Raw genomic sequence first — 13,202 nt, forward strand, 5'->3', positions numbered from 1 at the left:
AGAATGCGCCTCACAAAACCCTGACATTATTGGGACATCCCAACCAAAATCACCATGACGCTGCTCGCTCTCGGAATCAACCACAAGACCGCCCCCATTGCTCTGCGCGAACGTGTTACGTTCGGGCCGGAGACGCTTGAGCAGGCCTTAAACAGCCTGTTATCACAGCCAATGGTGCAGAGCGGCGTGGTGCTGTCCACCTGTAACCGGACTGAGCTCTACCTGAGTGTAGAGCAGCAGGCGGATTTACAGGCGCGTCTGGTGAGCTGGCTGTGCAATTATCATCAGCTGAATGAAGAGGATGTGCGTAACAGCCTCTACTGGCATCAGGATAATGAGGCGGTCAGCCACCTGATGCGGGTCGCCAGCGGACTCGATTCACTGGTGCTGGGCGAACCCCAGATACTCGGTCAGGTGAAAAAAGCGTTTGCCGACTCCTCACGCGGTCAGGCGCTGAGCAGTGAACTGGAGCGCATGTTCCAGAAAACCTTCTCGGTGGCCAAACGCGTGCGTACGGAAACCGACATCGGTGCCAATGCCGTCTCGGTGGCGTTCGCGGCCTGTACGCTGGCCCGTCAGATCTTTGAATCACTCTCCACCGTCAATGTCATGCTGGTCGGCGCCGGTGAGACCATCGAGCTGGTGGCCCGCCACCTGCGCGAACACCAGGTCAAAAATCTGATCATCGCCAACCGCACCCGCGAGCGCGCCGAAACGCTGGCGTCGGAAGTGGGTGCCGAGGTGATTACCCTGGCGGAGATCGACGCCCGTCTTGCCGAGGCGGACATTATCATCTCCTCCACCGCCAGTCCGTTACCGATTATCGGTAAGGGAATGATGGAGCGCGCCCTGAAAGCGCGTCGTAATAAGCCGATGCTGCTGGTGGATATTGCCGTGCCGCGCGACGTCGAGCCGGAAGTGGGCGATCTGCCTAACGCCTATCTCTACAGCGTGGACGATCTGCAGGCGATTATCGAGCAGAACCTGGCGCAGCGCAAAGCGGCGGCAGTGCAGGCCGAAAGCATCGTGGTGCAGGAAAGCAGCGAATTTATGGCGTGGCTGCGCTCGCAGGGCGCGGTGAACACCATCCGGGAATATCGCTCTCAGGCGGATGAGATCCGCGCTGAGCTGGAAGGCCGTGCGCTGCAGGCGCTGCAGCAGGGCACCGATCCGCAGAAAGTTCTGCAGGAACTGGCGCACAAGCTGACCAACCGTTTAATACATGCCCCAACCAAATCACTTCAGCAGGCCGCCCGCGACGGCGATAATGAACGCCTGCAGATTTTACGCGACAGCCTGGGTCTCGATTAGGCACACTGCTGTCGCCACCTGTTTACGGGAATCCCACATTTAATGAAGACCTCTATAGTTGCCAAGCTGGAAGCCCTGCAGGAGCGCCACGAAGAAGTGGAAGCGATGCTGGGGGATGCTGGCGTGATTGCCGATCAGGAGCGTTTCCGTGCGCTGTCACGCGAATATGCTCAGCTGACCGATGTAACCCGTTGCTTCCGCGACTGGCAGCAGGTGCAGGAAGATATCGAAACCGCACAGCAGATGCTCGATGACCCCGAAATGCGCGACATGGCGCAGGAGGAGTTACAGGCAGCGCGTGAGAAAGGCGAAACCCTGGAGCAGCAGCTGCAGGTGCTGTTGCTGCCAAAAGATCCCGATGATGAACGCGCCTGTTTCGTTGAAGTGCGCGCCGGCACCGGCGGTGATGAAGCGGCGATCTTCGCGGGCGATCTGTTCCGCATGTACAGCCGCTATGCTGAAGCCCGCCGCTGGCGTGTGGAGATCGTCAGCGCCAACGACGGTGAGCACGGCGGATACAAAGAGGTAATTGCCCGGGTGACCGGAGAGGGTGCCTATGGCCGCATGAAGTTTGAATCTGGCGGACACCGCGTGCAGCGCGTACCGGAAACGGAATCGCAGGGTCGTATCCATACCTCGGCCTGTACGGTCGCCGTAATGCCGGAGATCCCGGAAGCGGAACTGCCGGAGATCAATGCCGGCGATCTGAAGATTGACACCTTCCGCTCATCGGGCGCAGGCGGTCAGCACGTCAACACCACCGACTCCGCGATTCGTATTACTCACCTGCCAACCGGCATCGTGGTGGAGTGTCAGGACGAACGTTCACAGCATAAAAACAAAGCCAAAGCGCTGGCCGTGCTGGGCGCGCGCATTCACGCCGCCGAAATGGCCCGCCGTCACGCGGCGGAAGCCAGCACCCGCCGCAACCTGCTGGGCAGTGGCGATCGTTCCGACCGCATCCGTACCTATAACTTCCCGCAGGGGCGCGTGACCGACCACCGCATCAACCTGACCATCTACCGTCTGGATGAAGTGATGGAAGGTAAAATCGACAGCCTGATCGAACCGATTGTGCAGGAGTACCAGGCGGATCAGCTGGCGGCGCTGGCTGGTCAGGATTAATGGATATTCGTCACTGGCTGAAACAGGCGACCGCCACGCTGTGTGGTGGCGACAGCCCGAAGCGTGACGCGGAGATCCTGTTAGGTTTCGTGACTGGTAAATCGCGCAGCTGGCTGATCGCCTTCGATGAGACCGTGCTCACGGAAGCACAGCGCGCGCAGCTGGATAGCCTGCTGGCACGTCGTGCCCGGGGCGAACCGGTGGCGCATCTGGTGGGCGAACGGGAGTTCTGGTCGCTGCCGCTGCGCGTCAATGACGCCACGCTGATCCCGCGTCCTGATACCGAACTGCTGGTGGAGCAGGCGCTGACGCGTCTGCCTGCCACCCCGGCGGCGATTCTGGATATGGGCACCGGCACCGGGGCGATTGCACTGGCGCTGGCCAGCGAGCGTCCCGACTGCCAGGTGACGGGCGTGGACCGGATTGACGCCGCCGTCGCGCTGGCCCGCACGAATGCGCAGGCGCTTAACCTCACCAATACCACCTTTCTGCTCAGTCACTGGTTTCGCTCACTGCCGGCGCAGCGGTTTGCGCTCATCGTCAGTAACCCGCCCTATATCGATGCCAGCGACAGTCATCTGGCGCAGGGCGACGTGCGCTTTGAGCCGCGCAGTGCGCTGGTCGCCGACGAAGCAGGGCTGGCCGATCTGCGCACGCTGATCGAGCAGGCCCCCGCGTGGCTGCTGCCGGGAGGCTGGCTGCTGCTGGAACATGGCTGGCAGCAGGGCGAGGCGGTGGCAGCGCTGATGCAGCAAAACGGCTATCAGGCCGTCGAAACCCTTGAAGATTACGGCGGCAACCCGCGCGTGACCCTGGGACAACTTCTTACCTGAAAGCGCTTGAGAAAAGGACGCAGCATGATCGCTTTTTATCCCCTGATTAAAAATCTTCACCTGGTGACGGTCTGGATCACCGTAACGCTGTTTCTGCTGCGTTTTTACTGGCTGCGGCGCGGCTCACCCCTGCTGACGCGGCGCTGGGTCCGCATTCTGCCGCACGTCAATGACACCCTGTTACTGCTGAGCGGCGTCGCGCTGGTGATGATTACTCACTTCTATCCCTTCACACCGCAAGGAAGCTGGCTGACGGAGAAGCTTTTAGCGGTTATCATCTACATCGCCTTAGGATTTGTGGCATTGAGTCGCCGTCCACGCACTGATCGCACCCGCTGGATCGCTTTTCTGGTGGCGTTAATCGCCCTGGTGACCATCATTACGCTGGCGCTGACCAAAATGCCGTTATGGGGATAGCATGACCTCGACCGAACAATTAGATTTCAGCCAGACACCGCTGTGTGAAGCGGTGATTGGCGCAACGCAAGCCATCCGCGCCGATTTTCCGGCAATCTCGGTGGAAGCGCAGCTGGCGGCGTTAGTCGCCGAAGCCCGTGATTATGTCAGCCATACGGAAGATGCCGATCTGCAGCTCGAAAAGCTGCTGGAACTCTTCTATCGCCAGTGGGGATTTGGCGGTGCCAGCGGTGTCTACAATCTCTCTGATGCGCTGTGGATCGACAACGTTCTGCGGACCCGTCAGGGCACCGCGGTCTCACTGGGCATCATTCTGCTGCACATCGCCGCCGAGCTGGACCTGCCGCTGATGCCGGTGATCTTTCCGACACAGCTGATTCTGCGTGCGGACTGGATTGATGGCGATAAGTGGATGATCAATCCGTTTAACGGGGAAACCCTCGACCGGCACACGCTGGAAGTGTGGCTCAAGGGCAATATCAGCCCGACCGCACGCCTGTATGATGACGATCTCGACGAAGCCAAAACCGTCACCGTGATGCGCAAGATGCTCGATACCCTGAAAGCGGCGCTGATGGAAGAGAAGAAGATGGAGCTGGCGCTGAACGTCAGTCAGGTGCTGCTGCGTATCGACCCTGACGATCCCTATGAGATCCGCGATCGCGGTCTGATTTACGCGCAGCTGGAGTGCGAACATATCGCGCTGAATGATTTAACGTACTTCGTTGAGCAGTGTCCTGAAGACCCGGTCAGCGAAATGATCAAAGTTCAGATTCATGCAATCGAACAAAAACAGGTCACGCTGCACTAAGCGGACCCACTGAAAAGGAAAGGGCATGACACAGAAAGTCGTGAGTATTGGTGATATCAAAGTAGCAAACGATCTGCCGTTTGTGCTGTTTGGCGGGATGAACGTGCTGGAGTCCCGTGACCTGGCGATGCGTATCTGCGAACACTACGTGAACGTCACCGGTAAGCTGGGTATTCCTTACGTATTCAAAGCGTCCTTTGATAAAGCGAACCGTTCCTCGATCCACTCTTACCGTGGCCCGGGCCTGGAAGAGGGAATGAAGATTTTCCAGGAGCTGAAGCAGACGTTCGGTGTGAAGATCATCACCGATGTCCATGAAGCCGCTCAGGCGCAGCCGGTTTCTGAAGTGGTCGATGTGATCCAGCTGCCCGCCTTCCTGGCGCGTCAGACTGACCTGGTGGAAGCGATGGCGAAAACCGGCGCCGTGATCAACGTCAAGAAGCCGCAGTTCGTCAGCCCTGGCCAGATGGGTAACATCGTGGATAAGTTTGCAGAAGGCGGCAACGAGCAGGTTATCCTGTGCGATCGCGGCAGCAACTTCGGCTACGACAACCTGGTTGTGGACATGCTCGGCTTTAACGTGATGAAGAAAGTGACCCGAAACAGCCCGGTCATTTTCGACGTGACCCATGCGCTGCAGACCCGCGATCCGTTTGGTGCGGCCTCAGGCGGTCGTCGTGCCCAGGTGGGTGAGCTGGCACGTGCGGGTATGGCAGTCGGCATTGCCGGTCTGTTTATCGAAGCGCATCCGGACCCGGACCACGCCCTGTGTGACGGTCCTTCCGCACTGCCGCTGGATAAGCTGGAGCCATTCCTGGTACAGATGAAAGCGATTGACGATCTGGTGAAAAGCTTCCCGGAACTCGATACCAGCAAATAAGTCTGCGGTATAAAAAAAGAGCGAGAAATCGCTCTTTTTTTTCGCCTGACGTCCGGTGCCGTTACAGCATGATGGTCATCAGATAACCGATAAACAGAGCCAGATGCGCCGCGCCGTTCAGGACGTTGGTGCGGCCGGTGGAGAAGGAGATCTGACACAGGATCAGGGACGCCATCATAATCACCATCTGCGGCGGCTCCAGACCAAAAATCAGCTCCTGTCCGGTGAGGGTGGCGATGATGGTCACCGCCGGCACCGTCAGGGAGATGGTCGCCAGCACGGAACCAAAGAAGAGGTTCATGGCGCGCTGCACCTGATTCATCAGCACCGCCTTAATTGCGCCCAGGCCTTCCGGCGAGAGGATCAGCAGGGCCACCAGGAAACCGGTGAACTGCGCCGGAGCATTCATCTCTGTCAGCAGGCTTTCCAGCGTATTCGCGTTCATCTTGGTCACGGCAATCACCGCAATCAGATGTACGATCAGCCAGACGGTGTGCCAGATGCTGCTGTGCGCCGAGGGTTTACCGTGATGCGGGTCACCGTCGTCACTCTCATCCTCATGCTCATAGACGAACAGGCTCTGGTGGGTTTTCGTCTGTATCAGCAGGAAAACGCCATACATCGCCGCTGAAATAGCCGCAATCAGCAGTGCCTGGGTGACAGAGAAATTCCCGCCGGGCAGCGCGTTGGGGAAGACCAGCACCAGAATCGCCAGCGGGAATATCGCGATCAGATACTGTTTCACGCCGGCCAGATTGACGTACTGGGTCGCAAACTTATTGCCTCCCAGCAGCAGCGCAAAGCCCACCAGCCCGCCGGTCACAATCATGACAATCGAATAGAGCGTATCGCGCATCAGCCCCGGCGCCGCATCGCCCGTGGCCATCAGCGCCGAGATCAGGCTCACTTCAAGAATCACCACCGAGAGACTCAGGATCAGGGAACCATAGGGTTCGCCAAGCCGGTGAGCCAGCACGTCGGCGTGACGCACCACGCTGAACGCGCTGCTCAGGATGGCGACCAGCGCCAGCAGGTTAATCCCGACGACCACCGGAAAAGAGGTCTGCGCACCAAAAAAATAGAGGATACCCAGCGTGATAATGGGAAATATCAGCGAGAATTCCTTGTGACGTGTTTTTTCATGTGAAGGCATTCACCATCCTCTCTGGTTAATGATTGTCCGACGCAGCGCGAACTGCTGTTAGAAATATAATCAGTTTTGCAGCAGGGCGCAGTTTATCTTTTCACCGGCCCGACAGGGAAAAATTTACTGCTTTTTACTAAAATGCAATAAACGATTGAAGCTGCATTAACCTGAAGTTATCCCGAATAATCTAATAATAATCAGTCTGCAACATTCCCGATCAGCCAGACCATCCTGGCATTCTGTGCCTGAAAATCCGCAGTTAATTTGCCTTTGTTGCGCCTGTAGGCGGTTTTCAGACTGAAACAGGGATAAGTGACGATTTGAAATTTTGCGCAGTTGCGCCAGGCTTAACAGGAATCCGTCAACAGAGGAGCCGTTATGCCTTACACCAGCCGAAGCGATTTACCTGACAACGTTAAACACGTTCTGCCCGCCCATGCCCAGGATATCTATCAGCAGGCGTTCAACAGCGCCTGGGATCAGTATAAAGAGGCGGAAGATCGACGCGGCGATGATTCGCGGGAAGAGGTGGCACATAAAGTGGCCTGGTCCGCCGTCAAAAAAGAGTATGAAAAGGGCGATGACGACAAGTGGCATCCGAAGCATTAATCCTGCTGCTTCTCCGCACCGCCTGAGGGCCGGCATCAGCTGGCCCTTTTTTTCGTCTGCGCTATCAGGTTTATCTGGTTTTTTTAAGCTGCGACCCGCCTCACGCTTGAAACTCCGCGCGAAAATAGATTAATGTCAATTTCATGACCGAAACGCCAGAAGCCTCTGGCGATCAGGTGACAGGAGCTGGTGCGCAGGACGCCGTTGATGTTGAGGAGGTCGCATTGCTTACCCGGGAATTTCTGTTAAAAGCGGATTGTAAAACGTCGTTCGGGGATATCGAAGAGACGCTGCTCTGGAGTTGCGAGCAGCGTGCGGCGTCGCTGGCCGCCACGCTGGCCTGCCGTCCCGATCACAGCCCGGTCTGGATTTTTGGCTATGGCTCGCTGATGTGGAACCCGATCTTTGAGGCGGATGAGGTCGCGTCCGGTTCGCTGGAAGGCTGGCATCGCGCGTTCTGTCTGCGACTGATTGCCGGTCGCGGCACCGCTTCCCATCCCGGCCGCATGCTGGCGCTGAAGCAGGGCGGCAGAACCAGCGGCCTGGCCTTTCGCCTGCCGGAAGCGCGCCTGCATGAAGAGCTGACGCTGCTGTGGAAGCGTGAGATGGTCACCGGCTGCTACCTGCCTACCTGGTGTGAGCTCCAGCTGGATGATGGCCGCAGCGTCACGGCGCTGACCTTTATTATGGACCCGCGTCATCCTTTGTATGAGTCGGACTCCTGTCCGGATGCGGTTGCGCCGTTAATTGCCGTGGCCAGCGGCCCGCTCGGCTCGAATGCGCAGTATCTGTTTGCCCTGGAGGAGGAGCTGACCCGCCGCGGCATGGAGGAGGAGGGGCTGAGCCGACTGGCGCATCAGGTGCGGACATTACAGCAAACCTGCCTGAAACAGGCCTGACACACCGCTTTCCTTCTTAACAGAGAAAGGGCGCATCCTCGTGCGCCCTTTCTCTTTTCTGCTGCAAGCCTGCGAAACTCAGTTACCTGGATTGATCAGCCAGGTGCCGGGCTTATCAATGGTCAGGGACTGAGAGTGGGTCACGCTGCCATTGTGAATATCGATTTTATACTGACCCGCCGCCAGGTTCAGCGCGGCAAAGCCACTGCTGCCGGGTTTGACCTCCACCGGCTGGCCGTTAAGCACCACGCTTTCGCCGCTCTCCAGCTTAAGGTAGACGGTTGCCAGCGCGGCGGGAACGGCGGCCGCTGACGGCGCAGAGGCGGGCGCCTGCGTGATGACCGCTGAGGAGTCTGCCGCCTCCGGCGCGGCGCTGTGACGGTTCGCCAGCCAGACGGCGGCCCCGATCGCCAGCACCGCCACCGCAGCCAGTGCCAGCAGGGCGGGCGACAGCCGGCGCGCCGTGCGCGGTGTCACCGGTTCAGCCGACGCCGCGGCGTGATTCATGGCCATCACCACCGGCGGCGCGGCCTCGACCGGCTCCTCCACCCGCGCAGCAGGTGGTTCACCGGGAACCGGGAAGCTGTTGACCACGGCTTCCACATCGCTGACCGGCAGATCAATCAGCGCCGCAAAGGCATCAATCGTCTGCGGGCGATCGCCCGGCTTCATCGCCAGCGCGCAGTCAATCGCATGGAGCAGCGGCAGCGAGTAGCCCTCCGGCTGACGTTCCACCAGCGGCTGATAGTTATCTTCAATACAGCGCACCACGCTGACTGGCGGCGGATTATGGGTAATCAGGCTGTGCAGCACCGCGCCCAGCGCGTAGATGTCGGTCCACGGGCCCTGTTCAACTTCCCCCTCTTCGCTGTACTGCTCAATCGGCGCAAAGCCGGGTTTGAGCATGATTTCCGTTTCATCAGAGAGGTTGCCAATCTCTTTGCGCGCCGAGCCGAAATCGAGCAGCACCGGCAGCTGATTCTCCTGAATCTGGATATTGTCGAGCGAGATATCGCGATGCAGATAGCCCGCCTGATGAATGGTGCTGATCGCCCCCAGCAGCGGAGGCAGCAGGCGGCGTATCCAGGCTTCAGAAATCGACTCCGGGCTGGTGAGCTGCCACTCCTTCAGGGTCATGCCGCTGTAATAGAGCGTGCCCATATAGGCCGTGCCGTTCTGCTCCCAGAAGCGCAGCACGTGCAGCAGGCCCGGATGGTTAAAGCGGGCCAGCAGGCGCGCTTCCTGAATAAAGCTGTTCAGACCGGCATTAAAGAGCTTCTGAAAACGCTCACCGCGCAATTCCAGGGTGAGATCCGCAGCACGGACGGCCAGCGACACCGGCATATACTCTTTAATGGCGATGGTGCGTTCAAGCTGATGATCCCAGGCGCGATAGACGATGCCGAAGCCGCCGCCGCCAATCACTTCCTTGATCTCAAACTCGTTAAAACGGTATCCGTCAGGCAGGGCATTCGGAATGGTTTTCGGATTTTCATTTGCCGACATAGTGAACTCTCTGTACACGGCCTGCTCGCCAGGCTGCGCGGTAATTAATTGATGTTACGCCAGGCACCAATGGCAGGATCAACCAGATCCGCGTGCAGGGTGTCGATGAGTAACACATTCACTTTTTGCTGTGGCATGAAATAGGGCGCCCACTGGCTGCGCAAGGTATCGACCCGCGATTTCACAGCGTCAGCACTCTGCTGCGCAGCATTCTTATCCATTTTGATTAACAGGGCCCCGTTGAAGCGCCAGACGTGATGCTGGTCATCAAAGGGCAGCACCAGCCAGCTCTCTGCGGCATCCGCCCGGGTCACGATCATGCGCTGATTATTGGCGGCAATCACTTCCAGCCGGCTGTCCGGGATCGTCAGGTTGGCGATGGGATAGCCCTGATAGAAGGTGACGGCGACCGGCGTCTTCTGATCCGGTGTAACCAGCGTCATCTCACTTTTGCCTTCTGCCCAGCCATCCGGCGAGCACTGCTGCTTGCTGACGTCCGGGATGAACAGGGTGTGAGCATGTTCATCCCAGGCGGTACGAAAATGACAGCCGCTGGGCAGATCAAAGTGTTGCAGCGGCGTGCTGTCGGCCGGCCGCGACAGGTCCAGCGGCGCGGCGTTGCTCTCACTGGCGCTGGCGGTGGCATCAGCCATCACGATAGGCCGCCAGTTCTGCAGCTTGCTGGCGCTGCCGCTGGCCAGCACGCTTCCCTCTTTACTGGTCATCTGCCAGGGCAGCACATCCAGCAGGCCGCACTGGTTGGCGAGCAGGGTGCCGACGCGCGGCAAAAAGGTGGTCAGCACCGCCGAATCCTTACTCTTGCCAGAGACGATGCGCAGCGGCAGCGTCTCTTTACACCAGTCGTCAGGCGCTTTGCTGACCACATCATCGATATAAACCTCCAGCTCCAGGCTGGGGGAGTAGACCACACGATAATTTTCAGCCTGGGCGTGAAAGGCAATCAGCAGAGTGATGATGCCGGGCAACCACAGTTTCATAAGGATCCTTGGAATCAAAAACGAGGCGGCAGAAAGCGCGCCGAATCAGCCAGTGAATAGAGCAGCGTGGCCTCTTCCGGCTCACCAATCCAGACCGCCAGTGCGCTGAGATTATCTTTTTTAACGTTGCGGCTGACCGCCTGCTCCATCAGCGCCAGCCACTCTTCGCAGGCATTCACCATGCGCAGCGCCTGTTCCATTTCGCCGGTGGTCAGATTCAGCCAGAAGCCGTCGGTACAGACCAGAAACGCGTCACCATCCTCCAGCGCCATCTCCTGTGAAAAGCTCACTAAGCGAGGCGGCTCAGCACCGAGCGCATTATAAAGTAAATTACTGTTAATGCCGGTATTTTCATAGCCTGCTTCTTTCAGCTGCTGCGCCAGACTGTGGTCACGGGTCACCTCGTTGAGCACCCCCCGGCGGAAGTGGTAAACCCGGCTGTCACCCGCATGGGCCCACCATGCACGCTGTTTTTTACGGTCAATAAACAGGGCCGCCAGCGTGGTGCTCATGCGCGAAAATTTCGGATTTTTACCCTGTGCCTCATGCAGCGCCAGACGGCACTGCTCAATCGCCTGATGGGTGATTTCCGGGGTAAAGGCGTCGTACGCCTGCAACTGACTCAGCAGGGTGTCGCGCACCAGCTGAGCCGCCATCTCGCCGCCCGGCAGACCGGCGACGCCATCGCACACCACAAAACAGGCTTTATGGTCATCCAGTTCAGCGCCGGTGCGATCCTGATTCTCATCGCGGAGTCCCTGCTGGCAGCGACTGGCAAACACAATCTTCATGCTTCATCTACCCGCGTCTGAGAATCCTTATACTGGTTAACTTCCATGTCATAAGCATGAAGAAACGCTTCGCCAAACAGCGTATGGAAATCATCCTCGATCTCCCCGGCGGTGCGCTGATAGTTACGGGTAAAGTAGTCCCACAGCGCCGCTTTCTTCACGGTGGAGAAGGGCAGTTTAGAGACCACGCCGTCGGCGCGCGCCTGCTCCTCCAGCCGCTGCGGATTAAAGGATTGCAGCATCGCGGCGATGATGGCGCGGATGCCGGCAATCATGCCCAGCTGGTGGGCCTGCAGATCGACCAGCGCATCGCGCACCGCCTGTTCCGGCGGCATAAAGCCCGGCATCTGGCTCTGATACATCTGCATCAGCACGGTCTTCCCGGAGGGCAGGATCTTAAACGGGTTGTTGGCCTCGTTGAGGATCATCGTCATGTCTGCCTTCACGCCGCGCTTGAGAATGGAGCGTGAGGAGAGCAGCGCGACCGTGCCCTGCGAGAAGAGGCTCAGCATCCGGCCCGTAATCCGCATCTGCTCTTCATCAATCGGCGTGGCGTGCCCGTTGCTCAGCCCCATACCGTCCAGCAGCGCGGCGATGAGCCGATCCTGATCCACCGGCTGGGCTGTCAGGGTGCGGCGTGGCTCACTCGCCTGCGGGTCGATGGCCAGCCGCGCATCGCTGTGGCGTTCGTGGCGGGCGGGCGCCGCCTCGCTGACCAGCAGCCGCGCCTCAATGTCGTGATGTTCGTGAATGCCGAGCGGATTGGCGGGCTGTGCACTGTCACCGGCAAACAGCGCCAGCGGATCGCTCTGGGCGGCGTGGCAGGCAGGGTCGCGCACTTCCAGCGCATAGTCGCCAATCCGCAGCGCATCGCCATGTTTCAGCAGCACCTGCATGCCGCGTCCCAGGGTAATGCCGTTGTGCTCCACTGGCGTCACGCTGCCCTGATTGGTCAGGCGACACTCGCCCTCCTGCGACAGATGAACCAGCGCCTGCAGACGCGAAATGGCGCGCGTCTCATCGGGCAGCACCAGATCATTATCCTGACTGCGGCCAATGGTGCCGCCAGGCGGCTGAAACGCGACGCTTTTGACCGGAACATCCGTAGTGCACTGCACAATGGTAAATTGCATGAGTTATCCCAGATTAAACGGCAAACGCATCCGGCCTCATTCGAACATCGGCGGATAGAGGCCATTACGTCCCGGCTGTGAACCTGCCGCCGGGTTGAACAGTAACGAAAACAGTTGCGCGGTGAGGTTGCCGCTATGCTTGTGGGTCGCATGCACAAACCCGTCACTGCGATTACTCCACCAGTAGCTCATATGCTGCTGCGGGTCGAAGCGTTCCGCCACTTCACGCCAGCTCAGCGTGCAGGGCAGGTCCTGAAAACCGATCACATCCATGATTTCAGACGGCTTGCGGGCCGGCACCAGCAGCGGGGGCAGCGCCTGAATCGCCTGCTCCAGCTGCTCGCCGTTCAGCGGCGTCTGTACCGCCCGTAACAGCGTGGCGCCCAGATCCTGAAACCAGTCACCGGAGATCCTCAGCTGCGCCGGATGCCACTGCGCCAGCGGAAAGCTGTGCAGGGCCAGCAGCGGCCAGGCGCGTCCGACGCGGTCACAGGAGGGCAGCAGGCAGCCCATCTGTATCTGTGGCCGGGTGGCCGTCACCGGCAGAACAAAGTTCCACACCGGCGCGTGGAGAAAATTCGCGCTGATCGCATACGCCTGCTGATGCCAGTGCATCAGTCCCTGCTGAAACCAGTGATTCCAGGGACTAATCTGCTGTTCGCTCAGTCGATGGTGCAGAAAGTCACCGGTCGACGGCAGCTTGCCATACCAGCCGGGGGCCGTGTAAGCAGCCATGTTTACC

Annotated in this window: 14 protein-coding genes; 8 read left to right on the top strand and 6 right to left on the bottom strand. The window is 59.1% G+C overall.

The annotated features are described in order from the left end of the window. Positions 1–54 precede the first annotated feature (54 nt). Genes hemA through kdsA form a run of 6 tightly spaced genes read left to right on the top strand, consistent with a single transcriptional unit; the run spans position 55 to position 5,377 of the window. Complete coding sequence (gene hemA, locus AC6I7A_RS08025; RefSeq protein ID WP_009090632.1) at positions 55–1,311, top strand: glutamyl-tRNA reductase; 1,257 nt, start codon at positions 55–57, stop codon at positions 1,309–1,311. A 42-nt stretch (positions 1,312–1,353) separates the two neighbouring features. Continuing rightward, complete coding sequence (gene prfA / locus AC6I7A_RS08030; protein WP_058956598.1) at positions 1,354–2,436, top strand: peptide chain release factor 1; 1,083 nt, start codon at positions 1,354–1,356, stop codon at positions 2,434–2,436. Then, entirely contained in the window at positions 2,436–3,269 is an 834-nt protein-coding gene (gene prmC / locus AC6I7A_RS08035) for a peptide chain release factor N(5)-glutamine methyltransferase (protein WP_058956597.1), read from the top strand. Before prfA ends, prmC begins: the two co-directional genes overlap by 1 nt. Before the next feature lie 24 nt (positions 3,270–3,293). Beyond that, positions 3,294–3,686, top strand: a complete 393-nt coding sequence (locus tag AC6I7A_RS08040) for a SirB2 family protein (RefSeq protein ID WP_009090625.1) — start codon at positions 3,294–3,296, stop codon at positions 3,684–3,686. Position 3,687: 1 nt separating this feature from the next. Continuing rightward, the gene (gene sirB1 / locus AC6I7A_RS08045) at positions 3,688–4,497 is read left to right on the top strand and encodes an invasion regulator SirB1 (protein WP_009090623.1); all 810 of its coding nucleotides are present in this window, start codon (positions 3,688–3,690) and stop codon (positions 4,495–4,497) included. Between the two features lie 25 nt (positions 4,498–4,522). Continuing rightward, entirely contained in the window at positions 4,523–5,377 is an 855-nt protein-coding gene (kdsA, locus tag AC6I7A_RS08050) for a 3-deoxy-8-phosphooctulonate synthase (RefSeq protein ID WP_009090621.1), read from the top strand. A 61-nt stretch (positions 5,378–5,438) separates the two neighbouring features. On the opposite strand, the gene chaA is transcribed toward kdsA, so the two are convergent. Beyond that, positions 5,439–6,530 carry a sodium-potassium/proton antiporter ChaA gene (chaA, locus tag AC6I7A_RS08055; RefSeq protein ID WP_009090620.1) on the bottom strand — a complete coding sequence of 364 codons (1,092 nt, stop codon included), beginning with the start codon at positions 6,528–6,530 and terminating at the stop codon, positions 5,439–5,441. 372 nt (positions 6,531–6,902) lie between these two features. Between chaA and chaB the strand changes: the two genes are divergently transcribed. Then, on the top strand, positions 6,903–7,133 hold the full coding sequence (gene chaB, locus AC6I7A_RS08060; protein WP_058956596.1) for a putative cation transport regulator ChaB: 231 nt from the start codon (positions 6,903–6,905) through the stop codon (positions 7,131–7,133). 224 nt (positions 7,134–7,357) lie between these two features. Next, complete coding sequence (locus AC6I7A_RS08065) at positions 7,358–8,032, top strand: gamma-glutamylcyclotransferase (protein WP_167428348.1); 675 nt, start codon at positions 7,358–7,360, stop codon at positions 8,030–8,032. Between the two features lie 78 nt (positions 8,033–8,110). Here the strand turns inward: AC6I7A_RS08065 and AC6I7A_RS08070 are convergent, their stop codons facing one another. The 5 genes from AC6I7A_RS08070 to tagF are packed head-to-tail and all read right to left on the bottom strand — an operon-like array spanning position 8,111 to position 13,195. After that, entirely contained in the window at positions 8,111–9,538 is a 1,428-nt protein-coding gene (locus AC6I7A_RS08070) for a serine/threonine protein kinase (RefSeq protein ID WP_058956594.1), read from the bottom strand. A 44-nt stretch (positions 9,539–9,582) separates the two neighbouring features. Further along, complete coding sequence (locus tag AC6I7A_RS08075) at positions 9,583–10,536, bottom strand: hypothetical protein (protein ID WP_009090613.1); 954 nt, start codon at positions 10,534–10,536, stop codon at positions 9,583–9,585. A gap of 14 nt (positions 10,537–10,550) precedes the next feature. Next, positions 10,551–11,327 carry a PP2C family protein-serine/threonine phosphatase gene (locus AC6I7A_RS08080; RefSeq protein WP_009090611.1) on the bottom strand — a complete coding sequence of 259 codons (777 nt, stop codon included), beginning with the start codon at positions 11,325–11,327 and terminating at the stop codon, positions 10,551–10,553. Continuing rightward, positions 11,324–12,460, bottom strand: coding sequence for a type VI secretion system-associated FHA domain protein TagH (gene tagH, locus AC6I7A_RS08085; protein WP_009090609.1), 1,137 nt, complete (start codon positions 12,458–12,460; stop codon positions 11,324–11,326). Before tagH ends, AC6I7A_RS08080 begins: the two co-directional genes overlap by 4 nt. 36 nt (positions 12,461–12,496) lie before the next feature. Next, positions 12,497–13,195, bottom strand: a complete 699-nt coding sequence (gene tagF / locus AC6I7A_RS08090; protein WP_009090607.1) for a type VI secretion system-associated protein TagF — start codon at positions 13,193–13,195, stop codon at positions 12,497–12,499. Positions 13,196–13,202: the final 7 nt, after the last annotated feature.

Source organism: Type-F symbiont of Plautia stali (assembly GCF_059731105.1).